This window comes from Actinomadura sp., assembly GCF_044508335.1.
GTDB lineage: Bacteria > Actinomycetota > Actinomycetes > Streptosporangiales > Streptosporangiaceae > Spirillospora.
The window spans coordinates 6,171-8,241 of sequence record NZ_JBIQHY010000116.1; the positions used below are offsets into that span (position 1 = coordinate 6,171).

The 2,071-nt window shown below is 73.7% G+C and carries 3 protein-coding genes; all 3 read left to right on the top strand.

From position 1 onward, the window contains the following. Positions 1 to 170: 170 nt before the first annotated feature. Positions 171 to 668, top strand: a complete 498-nt coding sequence (locus ACIWVC_RS28325; protein WP_396453263.1) for a phage holin family protein — start codon at positions 171 to 173, stop codon at positions 666 to 668. After that, on the top strand, positions 668 to 1,063 hold the full coding sequence (locus tag ACIWVC_RS28330; protein ID WP_396453264.1) for a DUF3618 domain-containing protein: 396 nt from the start codon (positions 668 to 670) through the stop codon (positions 1,061 to 1,063). The genes ACIWVC_RS28325 and ACIWVC_RS28330 overlap by 1 nt, the downstream gene beginning before the upstream one ends. Before the next feature lie 37 nt (positions 1,064 to 1,100). Further along, positions 1,101 to 2,071, top strand: a 971-nt coding sequence (locus ACIWVC_RS28335; RefSeq protein WP_396453266.1) for a YihY/virulence factor BrkB family protein, incomplete at its 3' end; no start/stop codon positions are given.

Sequence of the window (2,071 nt, forward strand, 5' to 3'; positions counted from 1 at the left end):
CGGGCGGCCGGCCGGGCGGCTCGTCCGGGCTCGGTCCGCGGGGTTGCGCCGCCGCGCGCCGCGCCACGCCCTGTTCACCCTTTGTCGGGAAGCGCACACGTTTAGCCTCCGACAAGGGGGAACGCCACCTTCAGGCTTCGAGACGAAAAGGCGGAGGAGGCCTGGAGGCTATGAGCATCGTGCGGCCGACGCATGACGGCGAGACCACGGCCGAGACCACGGCCGAGAGCCTGGGCGCGCACCGGCAGGACCAGGCCCGCGCCCCCGAATTCCGCGCCGGACGCGAGGAGCACGGCACCGGGGAGCTGGTGCGGCAGGCCGCCCAGCAGGTGTCTGAGCTGATGCGCGCCGAGCTGCGGCTGGCCGTCGCCGAGCTGAAGGACAAGGGCCGGCACGCCGGGACCGGGGCCGGGATGTTCGGCGGCGCCGCCCTGGTCGCGCTGTACGGGGTCGCGGCGCTGCTGGCCGCGGCGATCGCCGGGATCGCGGTGGCGCTGCCGGTGTGGGCGGCCGCCCTGATCATCGGCGGCGCGCTGATGCTGGTCGCCGCGCTGCTCGCCCTGCTGGGCAGGTCGCAGACCCGCCGCGCCACGCCGGCCAAACCGGAGAAGGCCATGGACGAGGCCAGGCAGACGGTGGCCGAGCTCAAGGAGAGGGCGACGCACTGATGACCGCGCAGAGCAGGCACGGCGCCGAGGCCGGCACCGAGGAGCTGCGCCAGGAGGTCGACCGGGCGCGCCACGAGCTCGGCGAGACGGTCGAGCAGCTGGCCGCCAAGGCCGACGTGAAGGCGATGGCCCGGGAGAAGGCCGAACAGGCCAGGACCCGGGCGCGGGACGCGGCGGCGTCGGCGTGGCGCGCCGCCGGCTCGGAGCAGAACATCGCCAGGGCCCGGCGGGGCGGCGTGGTCGCCGCCTCGGCGGGAGCCGCGGCGGTGGCGGTGCTGTGGATGCGCCGCCGCCGGGCGTCCACCAGGCGGGTGGGTCCCGTGCGGTTCCGCGTCCGCGCCCGGCAGCGCCGCGCCGTGCGGGTGCGCCGCACCAGGACCCGCAGGACCCGCTGACCCGCCGAACCCCCCCGGATCCGCTGAGAGGACGCTCATGCCCACCCCAGGCGTCATCGCCGACGCGCCGCCCACCTCCTGGGTGGGGGCCCTCAAACGCACCGTCGGCGAGTTCAAGCACGACAACCTCACCGCGTGGGCGGCGGCGCTCACCTACTACTCGATCCTGTCGATCTTCCCCGCGATCCTGGTGGTGGTGTCGCTGGTCGGGCTGGCGGGCCAGTCGACGACCGACGACCTGATCGCCAACATCGGCGACATGGCGCCGGGCGCGGTCCGCGACCTGCTGGTCGGCTCGGTGCGGCAGCTGCAGGGCAGCGGCGGCGGCGCCGGCGCGATCGCCGTCGTGAGCCTGCTCGGCGCGGTGTGGTCGGCGTCGGGGTACGTCGGCGGGTTCATGCAGGCGTCCAACATCGTCTACGACATCCCCGAGGGCCGCCCGATCTGGAAGACGATCCCGATCCGGATCGGGGTCACCATCACCACCCTGGTGCTGCTGTCGGCGTCGGTGATCGCGGTCGTGGTGACCGGGCCGCTGGCCCGCAAGGTCGGCGACGTGATCGGCGCCGGCTCCACCGCGGTGACGATCTGGGGCATCGCCAAATGGCCGGTGCTGCTGCTGGTGGTGGCGTTCCTGTTCATGCTGCTGTACTGGGCGGCGCCCAACGCCAAGCGCGGATTCCGGAAACTGGCGCCCGGCGGGCTGCTGGCGATCGCGCTGTGGCTGGCGGCGTCGGGGCTGTTCGCCGCCTACGTCGCCAACTTCGGCTCCTACAACAAGACCTACGGCAGCCTCGCGGCGATCATCATCTTCCTGGTGTGGCTGTGGATCACGAACCTGGCGATCCTGCTGGGCGCGGAGCTGAACGCCGAGCTGGAGCGGGGCCGCGCCATCGCCGGGGGCACCCCCGAGGACGAGGAGCCGTACGTGGAGTTCCGCGACACACGCGGCTTCGACGAGCAGGACCGCCGCGAAGCCGGCCTGAAGGAAGCCGAACACGACGCCGA

Coding starts and splice junctions, on each gene's coding strand:
- ACIWVC_RS28325 (WP_396453263.1), top strand. CDS start 171: ATGAGCATCGTGCGGCCGACGCATGACGGCGAGACCACGGCCGAGACC.
- ACIWVC_RS28330 (WP_396453264.1), top strand. CDS start 668: ATGACCGCGCAGAGCAGGCACGGCGCCGAGGCCGGCACCGAGGAGCTG.